The organism is Bacillus cereus group sp. N6 (genome assembly GCF_016483705.1).
Lineage (GTDB): Bacteria > Bacillota > Bacilli > Bacillales > Bacillaceae_G > Bacillus_A > Bacillus_A wiedmannii.
Genome location: NZ_JAEHBI010000260.1, coordinates 1 through 304, shown reverse-complemented (window position 1 = coordinate 304; position 304 = coordinate 1). Strand labels below are relative to the sequence as shown.

The window sequence follows — 304 nt, the reverse complement described above, 5'->3', positions numbered from 1 at the left end:
TGTGAACAATATCCCTAGTAATCGTTTCATTTCGTTTCTCCTCCAATAGAAAAAGCACCACCGATTGGTGATGCTTCCTGTTGTATTTTTATTTATCTGTTAATGTTGTTCCCTCATGATCACTCCAAATCCCTAGTGAAACCCCCAGGGTGAAGAGATACGGTAACATTTCATCAATAAAACTCTTGGTTTCTAGCAATCCTGCCTTCGCACAAATGAATCCCAGGAGGGATGCAAGTGCCACCCCTGTTTTCCAGTTACGGAATCGTTTTTGGATGTTTTCTTTTGTCATGTCTAATCCGTC

The 304-nt window shown here is 41.1% G+C and carries 1 protein-coding gene; it reads right to left on the bottom strand.

Annotation, left to right across the window (positions count from 1 at the left end):
* Nucleotides 1-88 precede the first annotated feature (88 nt).
* Nucleotides 89-292 (bottom strand): hypothetical protein, encoded by a 204-nt coding sequence (locus tag JDS99_RS31225; RefSeq protein ID WP_199696522.1) that lies wholly within the window; start codon nucleotides 290-292, stop codon nucleotides 89-91.
* Between the last annotated feature and the right edge of the window lie 12 nt (nucleotides 293-304).